This window comes from Blastomonas sp. UPD001 (assembly GCF_003426715.1).
GTDB lineage: Bacteria > Pseudomonadota > Alphaproteobacteria > Sphingomonadales > Sphingomonadaceae > Blastomonas.
Genome location: NZ_QKVT01000001.1, coordinates 3416855 through 3424925 on the forward strand (window position 1 = coordinate 3416855; position 8071 = coordinate 3424925).

6 protein-coding genes are annotated in these 8071 nt (G+C 63.8%); 3 read left to right on the forward strand and 3 right to left on the reverse strand.

The genetic code is table 11. From position 1 onward, the window contains the following. Positions 1 to 115 precede the first annotated feature (115 nt). Positions 116 to 1753 carry a CTP synthase gene (gene pyrG / locus DM995_RS17370; RefSeq protein WP_023836612.1) on the forward strand — a complete coding sequence of 546 codons (1638 nt, stop codon included), beginning with the start codon at positions 116 to 118 and terminating at the stop codon, positions 1751 to 1753. Between the two features lie 268 nt (positions 1754 to 2021). Then, on the forward strand, positions 2022 to 2705 hold the full coding sequence (locus tag DM995_RS17375; RefSeq protein ID WP_023836611.1) for a Crp/Fnr family transcriptional regulator: 684 nt from the start codon (positions 2022 to 2024) through the stop codon (positions 2703 to 2705). A 430-nt stretch (positions 2706 to 3135) separates the two neighbouring features. On the opposite strand, the gene DM995_RS17380 is transcribed toward DM995_RS17375, so the two are convergent. The 3 genes from DM995_RS17380 to DM995_RS17390 all read right to left on the reverse strand — a co-directional run bounded on the left by DM995_RS17380 (position 3136) and on the right by DM995_RS17390 (position 7693). Next, positions 3136 to 4182 carry a tyrosine-protein phosphatase gene (locus DM995_RS17380; RefSeq protein WP_116970215.1) on the reverse strand — a complete coding sequence of 349 codons (1047 nt, stop codon included), beginning with the start codon at positions 4180 to 4182 and terminating at the stop codon, positions 3136 to 3138. A gap of 13 nt (positions 4183 to 4195) precedes the next feature. Then, positions 4196 to 6865 carry a TonB-dependent receptor gene (locus tag DM995_RS17385; protein WP_116970216.1) on the reverse strand — a complete coding sequence of 890 codons (2670 nt, stop codon included), beginning with the start codon at positions 6863 to 6865 and terminating at the stop codon, positions 4196 to 4198. A 147-nt stretch (positions 6866 to 7012) separates the two neighbouring features. Next, on the reverse strand, positions 7013 to 7693 hold the full coding sequence (locus DM995_RS17390) for an arylesterase (RefSeq protein ID WP_232824465.1): 681 nt from the start codon (positions 7691 to 7693) through the stop codon (positions 7013 to 7015). 53 nt (positions 7694 to 7746) lie between these two features. Between DM995_RS17390 and DM995_RS17395 the strand changes: the two genes are divergently transcribed. Then, positions 7747 to 8071 (forward strand): ATP-binding cassette domain-containing protein (locus DM995_RS17395; RefSeq protein WP_116970217.1); only part of this gene is annotated, 325 nt, incomplete at its 3' end.

An 8071-nucleotide genomic window follows, 5' to 3' on the forward strand; every position in this document is an offset into this window, starting at 1 on the left:
CCCCGCCAATTGAGGCGAGCCGGGGTAAAATCCCGGGCTGTTCACAGATTTTTGTCTTTCCTGCGGATTCGCGCGCTTGTCAGTCTTGCGCGCGAACCGCTAACGGGTTTCTCCCATGGCGCGTTATATTTTCATCACCGGCGGCGTGGTTTCCTCGCTCGGCAAGGGCCTGATGGCCGCAAGCCTGGGCGCTCTGCTGCAGGCACGCGGTTACCGCGTGCGCATCCGCAAGTTCGACCCCTATCTCAACGTCGATCCGGGCACGATGTCGCCCTATCAGCACGGCGAGGTGTACGTCACCGATGACGGTGCCGAGACCGATCTCGATCTGGGCCATTACGAGCGCTTCACCGGCGTTTCGGCGCGCCAGTCGGACAATGTCACCTCTGGCCGGATTTACCAGACGATCATCCAGCGCGAGCGGCGCGGCGATTATCTGGGCGCGACCGTGCAGGTGATCCCGCACGTCACCGACGCGATCAAGGAATTCGCGCAGGCCGATACCGACGATCTCGATTTCGTGCTGTGCGAAATCGGCGGCACCGTCGGCGATATCGAATCGCTGCCGTTCATCGAGGCGATCCGCCAGCTGCGCAACGAGATCGGCCGCGAGAACACGCTGTTCGTCCACGTCACCCTGGTGCCCTATATCGCGGCGGCGGGCGAGCTGAAGACCAAGCCCACCCAGCACAGCGTGCGCGAGCTGACCTCGCTCGGCATTCAGCCCGATATCCTGCTGTGCCGCTGCGAGCATCCGCTGCCCGAATCCGAGCGGGCGAAGATCGCGCAGTTCTGCAACGTCCGCAAGGAAGCGGTGATCCCCGCGCTCGATGCCAAGAGCATCTATGCGGTGCCCATGCAATATCACCGCGAAGGGCTGGACCGCGAGGTTCTGCGCGCATTCGGCATCACCGACGCCCGCGAACCGGACCTGTCGCGCTGGGTCGATATCATGGAACGCCACGAGCATCCCGAGGGCGAGGTGACGATCGGTGTGGTCGGCAAATATGTCGGCCTGCAGGATGCCTACAAGTCGCTGCACGAGGCCTTGGTGCATGGCGGCCTGGCCAACCGGGTCAAGGTGAAGGTCAAATGGCTCGACGCCGAGCTGTTCGAGAAGCTGCCCGATGACGAGCTGGCGGCGGTGCTCGAGCCGATGCACGGCATCCTCGTGCCGGGCGGTTTCGGCGAGCGCGGCAGCGAGGGCAAGATTTCCTCGGTCCGCTTCGCGCGCGAGCGCAACGTGCCGTTCTTCGGCATCTGCCTGGGCATGCAGATGGCGTGCATCGAGGCGGCGCGGAACACCTCGGGCATCGAAAACGCCTCGACCACCGAATTCGGCGAGACCGACGAGCCGATCGTCGGTCTCATCACCGAGTGGATGAGCGAATCCGGCCTGCAGAAGCGCAGCGCCGAAGGCGATCTGGGCGGCACCATGCGGCTCGGCGCGTTTCCGGCCAAGCTTTCGGGCAACAGCCGGGTGCGCGGCATCTATGGCACCGACCTGATCAGCGAACGGCACCGCCATCGCTACGAGGTCAACACCGCCTATCACGAGCGGCTCGAAAAGGGCGGCCTGGTCTTCTCCGGCATGTCGCCCGATGGCGTGCTTCCCGAGATTGTCGAGCGGCCCGACCATAGCTGGTTCGTGGGCGTGCAATATCATCCCGAGCTCAAGAGCAAGCCGTTCGATCCGCACCCGCTGTTCGCGAGCTTCATCGAGGCGGCAGTGGCGCAGAGCCGCCTCGTCTGACCAGGGTAACATGCGTTAAGTGGGGCACGCGGCGCGGTTGACATGCGTTAACCGCTGGCGCGGATTGACGCAATTTTCCTGCGTGCTGCCCCAATTTACCACACACTGAAACCCCCATTTTACTCTATTTGACGGTGTTGTGCGCTGGCGCACAGCGGCGTAAAGCGATTCGGGCGAAGACATATCTGTCGGCGGCGACAGGGACGGCCGAAGCAAAATTGCTCGGCAATGGACAAAGCCGACAGAAAGGAAGGGACAAGGGGCAATCATGCACGCGAACGAGCTTGCCGCGCTGTTGGCCAGCCACAGCCTGTTCGCCGATTGCGACAATGACGAACTGTCGGACATCATCCTGCGCGGGCATTTCGTCCGCTACCGCAAGGGGCAGGAGCTGATGGGGCAGGGGGATGATGGCGACAACCTGCTGATCATCCTGACGGGATTTGCCCGGGTGAGCATGGTGGCGAGCAACGGTCACGAGATCGTGCTCGATTATGCCGAGCCCGGCTATGTCATTGGCGAGATCGCGTTTCTCGACGGCGGACCACGCACGGCCTCGATCGAGGCGCTGACCGAGCTGACGGCGCTGTCGCTGTCGCGGCCAGCCTTCGAGGAGATTGCCGAGCGGCACGTGGCCATGCCGCGACGGATGCTGAGGGTGATGGCCAAGCGGCTGCGTCAGGCCAATGACGTGATCGAGGCGGACCGGGCCTTTACATCGGGACCCAGGCTGGCGCGCTATCTGCTCCGCCTGATGGTTTCGGGCGCAAAGGAGGGCAAGCTCAAGCTGGATCTCAGCCAGAGCGAACTCGGCACTTTCGCGGGATTGTCACGCGAACAGATTAACCGGCAGCTGTCGGCCTGGTCGGATGCCGGGTTGATCGAGCTGGAGCAGGGAAGGGTCAAGATCATCGATCGCGATACGCTGCTGGAGATATCCGAGGCGGCCTGAACGATCGACTAGTGGATGGATTGAGACATTGCATTGCCTTTCCGAATGGGTTGGGGCTGCGAATGTCGAAATCGCACCACGGGGTACGAAATTCAGTTTTCCGGGGCAGGGCCAGGTTTTTTGCGACCCGGCCTGGCCCTGCCACCGGAAAAACCCCCGCGCCTCACGGCGCGGGGACACAGTTCAGATTTTCTCCGGTGGACGGTGCGGTAAATGCGACCCGGCCAATCCGGCCTAAGGAGAAAGCAGCGTCCTGAGCGGGCGCGGGGGGCGGGCCTGCAAGGGTCCGCCCTCTTCCTTTTCGCTCTGCCGTCACCATGCGGAGGCAGTCGGTCGCAGCGAAACAGCCGAAAGGGAGGCATGCGCCGCACGCCCCCCTTGCCGGCTTGTGGTGCAAGTCACCGGCGCGCGGCGCGCCCCGGGAACAGGCTCATTCGAGATAGAGCGTCTGCAGCCGTGCGATATCGACCTTGCTGATGCCCAGCGTCGCCAGATAGCCATCGACGCCGCCATAATCGCGGTCGAGCAGTTCGAAGAACTGCGCCAGATGCGACTGGCCCGAGACGGAATAGAGCGGTTCGGCCTTCACCCCGCCCGGCTTCTTGGCGGCGGCGGCATAATATTGCACGATCGGGTTGGTGGGATAGTCGGCCGGGTCGAGCGGCGGCATCTCGTTCTGCGGGCGGCGCAGCTGCGTCGAGAGGTGATAGTCCGCCAGGATGGTCTCGCGGTCGACGCCGAGCGCGCTCAGGATCAGCGCCGAGGCGATGCCGGTGCGGTCCTGCCCGGCGGAACAGTGATACATAACCGCCCCATCATCGGCGAGCAGCCGCTTGAACAGGGAGCGGTATTGCGGGGCGAGCAGCTTTTCCATGCCGGTATAGACATATTCGCCCTTCATGCTGCCCATGTTCGCCATCAGCGGCTTGAGCGAATAGTCGTTCGACACGAACAGCGCGCCGGTGCGGTCGTCGAGCTGCGTCGCGGCGACCTCGCGTTCCTCGAGCGAACGCAGATCGACGATCGTGCCGATGTTCAGCCCGCCGAGCAGCGTATAGTCCTGATCGCTTAGCAGCGGCAGCGCGCCCGAGCGGAAGATCCTGCCCCAGCGTACGGTCTTGCCGCCCGCGCCTTTGTAGCCGCCGAGATCACGGAAGTTCGATCCCCTGGCCAGCGGCAGCTCGCGCTCGGCGGTCAGCGTCAGCGAGGCGTCGCCGCCATCGCGCAGCACCAGGAACTGGCGCTTGCTCGCGGGCAGGCCAACGATCGCCTCGCCCTTGCGATTGGCCTTGATCACCGGAATGGCCGCCCCGGCGGCGACCGGGGTGTCGGTGACGATGATGTCGACCGGATCGCTGTCGGTCCAGGTCACCTTGACCTTGTCGGCATCGATGCGGCTGACCGTCACGCTATCAATGGCGAGCGCGGGCGCGGCGCTGGCGAACAGCGCGAGGGCGAAAGCGGTCTTCAGGCGCATGCAGTCTCTCCTGTCAGAAGCCGAAGCGGATGCCGGCGAGGTAACGCCGGCCGATTTGTTCCACCTCGGTCGGGCGGCCCTTGTTGCCAAGGAACGCGGTATATTTCGCGTCGGTCAGGTTGTTGAGATCGGCAAACAGGCTGATGTTCGGCGTGATGTCATAGCGGATCGCGACATCGACATTGGTGTAGCCGCCGCGGAACTCGTCGCCGGTGGTGGTGCCGCCGGTGCCGATCGACAGCGTTTCCAGATAGTCGCTGCGCCACTGATAGCTGGCGCGGACCGAAAGCCCGTATTTCTCGTAATAGAGCGACGCGTTGACGATGGTGTCCGAGGTCCCGGGAAAGCCGATATTGCGTCGCTGATCGGTATCGAAACTGCCCTCGATCAGCGTCAGATTGCCCTGGAAGCCGAAGCCGTCGAGCGGCGAGGGCAGGAAGGTGAACTGCTGCTGATAGTTGAACTCGACGCCATAAAGCTCGCCCGAATTGCCGTTGAAGCTGGAGGTCAGCAGATAGCGCGAGCGATCGACGCCGTTGCTGTTGAACGCGTCCGAGCCCACGATCTGCGTGTTCGAGAACAGCACATTGTCGACCCAGCGATGAAAGCCCGACACTGCGATAATGCCCTGGCCCGGGATGTAATATTCGAGGCTCGCATCAACGCCCCACGTGTATTCGGGGCGCAGCGTCGGGTTGCCGCCGCTGATCGTGCCCGGGCTGTTGGTGTCGTTGATCGCCGATCCGACGCGAATCTCGCCAAAGCTTGGGCGCGCGATGCCGCGCTGTCCCGCGACGCGGAACACGAGGTTGTCGGTGACATCGAAGCGCGCGTTCACGCTCGGGAAGATATCGGTATAATCCTGCGGCGCCGACAAGGGCACCAGCGTGCCGTTGGCGAGCCGTGCCTGGCCCTGGTTCTGCAGACGGAAATGTTCGACGCGCGCGCCGGCGATCACCTGGCCGCCGTCGAACACCCATTTGGCCATGCCATAGGCGGTCAGCGTCTTCTCGTTGAGCGCGAAGCGGTTCTCTGCGGGCACGTTGTTGGCGGGGTTGAACCGGCCCTGGCGTTGCAGCGTCGCGAAGATAGTGTCGAGATCGGCGCGCATCCGCGTGTTGTCGACATAGTTGAAGGTGAGGCCGAGCGGGAAGCCGGTATCCCAGGGCGTGTTGCTGATATAGCTGGCCGCGTTGAAGCTGAGCCCGGTTCCGGCCAGCGCCTGGGGCGAGAGCAGCACCGCGTTCGAGGTCGCGAAGATGAACCCGCCGATGTCGCGATCGGCATAGAGCAGGCCGCCGGTCAGCGTCACGTAGCCCAGGTCCTTGGCCACATCAAGCTTGACCGTATAGCTGTCGGTGAACACGTCCTGCACGATCGGGATGACGAGCGCGGGCGAGGTGTTGGCGTTGACCAATGTGGTCTGGTCGAAATTTGCCAGCGCCGGGCCGCGCACGAAGCTGCCCGCCGTCGCGCCGGGCACGGTCTGGAACAGCTGGACGATCGGGAAATTGGGGCGGCTGAAATCATAGCGCACCGACGGCGAGGTCGCGGTGGCGGTGCTCGCCTGGACCAGCGGCAGATAGGTGGTGTTCTCGGTGCGGGTATAGTTGGCCGCGAAATTCACCTTCCAGCCGTCTTCCTCGTAATCGCCGCCGATGGTGTTGATGAAGTTGCGCGTGCGATAGTTGCCAAGGTTGAACGATCCGCGGATCGGCACGCGCACCAGGTCGCCGCCCGAAAGGTTGCGCGTACCCGACAGCGCGCGGTCGAGCCGGATCTCGTACTGGTCGCGCTGCTCGTCATCCTTGAACTCGGTATAGATGGTCTTGGCGTAGAGCCTCTGGCCTTCCTGCGGCGCATATTCGAACGCGGCGAACAGGCCATTGTTCTCGCGGACGAGGCGATACTGGCGGATGTCGATCTCGGTCGGGCCGAACTGGGTATCGGTGGGGCCGCTGGGTTCGTCATACAGGCCGACCTCGCGATTGTCGGTCACCTGCTCGCGGCGATAGTGCGATGCGCCCGCGACCACGCCGAACGTGCCGTCGCTGTACGAGACGCGGAGCGAACCCTGCCGCTGCTCGCCTTCGCCCAGTTCCATGAAGCCGTAGCCGACATCGCCCTGGACGTGGAAACCGGTCTTGCCCTCGAGCGGCGAGAAGGTGCGCAGGTCGATATTGGCGACGATCGCCTCGGCCTGGATATTGGGGGTGAGCGACTTGTTGATCGCCAGCGCGCTCAGGATCACCGCAGGCACCGCGTCGAAGCGATAGGCGCGGGTGAGGCCGCCTTCGTCCGCGCCGATCATCGGCACGCCGTCGATGCTGACCGAGGTCCAGCGGTTGGGCGCGCCGCGCACCTGGATATAGCGTTCCTGGCCCTGGTCGCGCTGCACCGCGACGGCAGGCAGGCGCGAGAGCGCGGCGGCGCTGTTCTGATCGGGGAAGCGGCCGACCGAGTCCGCGGCCGAGATGTCGATCAGGTTATCGGCATTGCGCTTCTGCGCGATCGATTCGCCCTGCGCGGTGATGATCGCACCCTGGACGATGATCTCGCCATTGCCGTCTGCATCATCCTCGGCCGCTTGCTGTGCCATCGCGGGCATGCCGCCCACAGCGGCAACAGCCATGAGCGAAATCGACGTGCGCAGCAGCGCCTGGAAAGATGTGTTCAGAATCATCGCGCAACCCCCTTTGCGGTTCGGGGTCGCAGCTACGTTCGCGCGATGACACCTCCATGGCGTCTCGATGACGACGCGGCCAGATTGCCGCTATAATATGACTTGCTATCGTAACCGGGATGTCATGTCGCTGTCGCCAAAACGGTCTCAGCTCTGCAATCTGCTCGCAACCATGTCGTCTATCCCGTTGACCACCTTGGCAATTCCCTTCGGATTGGGGTGAATTCCATCGGGCAGCATCAGCGCCTTGTCGGTGATCACCCCATCGAGAAAAAAGGGATATAATCCCGCATCATATTGCTTCGCCAGCGCGGGATAGATCGGGTTGAACCGGCTCGCATAATCCTGACCCAGATTGGGTGCCGCGATCATGCCGGTGAGCACCACCGGGATATCGCGCTTCTTGAGTTCGTCGAGCATCGCCTTCAGATTGCTCTGCGTCTGGTCGGGGCTGATGCCGCGCAGCATGTCGTTGCCGCCCAGGCCCAGAATGACCAGATCGGGCTTGCGCGGCAGGCCGTCGAGCGCGAACGCGAGGCGTTGCAGGCCCGCTGCCGTGGTATCGCCCGATACCCCGGCATTGTGGACCTGGACGTTCAGACCCTTGGCGGCCAGCGCCTTTTCGAGCTGCGCGGGGAAGCTTTCGTCCTGCTGGACATTATAGCCGGCATAAAGGCTGTCGCCGAAGGCCATGACCAGCCGGGTGTCGGCATTGAGCGGATTGCGGCCGGGTTTTTCCGCGCCGGTTTCCTGGCCCTTTTCGACCGGCGGCTTGGTCGCTTCGTCCGACGGCTGCGTGCAGGCCGCGGTGCAATGGACAAGCAACAAAGCCGCCCCATATAGAATGCTGTTCCGTCCCAAAGCGAAAGCCCTTTCATTTCATGCACGATACGCTCACGCGGCCTCATATTGCCATTGCCGCCCGCAATGTCACCCTCTCGCTCGGCGAGGCAGGCCATCAGACGCAGATTTTGAAGGGCATCGATCTGGAAATTCCGCTGGGCCAGTCGGTGGCGCTGCTGGGGCCGTCGGGATCGGGCAAGTCGTCGCTGATGGCGATCCTCTCCGGCCTCGAGCGCGCGAGCGGCGGCGAGGTGCGCGTCGCCGGGCTCGATTTCGGGCCGATGGACGAGGACGGGCTGGCACGGGCACGGCGCGGGCGCATCGGCATCGTGCTCCAGGCCTTCCACCTGCTGCCGACGATGA